Annotated in this window: 1 pseudogene; it reads left to right on the forward strand. The window is 40.3% G+C overall.

From position 1 onward, the window contains the following. Positions 1 to 211 (forward strand): annotated as a pseudogene (locus tag A5882_RS19765) (MucBP domain-containing protein); the annotation flags it as partial.

A 211-nucleotide genomic window follows, 5' to 3' on the forward strand; every position in this document is an offset into this window, starting at 1 on the left:
AAGATGATGACACGATGTTTGATGAAGTGTTAAGTCCAGAAATAGACAAGTACAATGCAGACCAAAAAATGGTTGAGAAAGTCACTGAGTTGACTGCAGAATCAGAAGATCGCGAAGTGACTGTCACTTATTCGCCAAATATGATCGAATCTACGGAGACCAAAGAGGTCAAACAAACGGTTCATTATGTGTATGAAGACGGCAAAGAAGC

The sequence above is a fragment of the Enterococcus sp. 4E1_DIV0656 genome (assembly GCF_002140695.1).
GTDB lineage: Bacteria > Bacillota > Bacilli > Lactobacillales > Enterococcaceae > Enterococcus_D > Enterococcus_D entomosocium.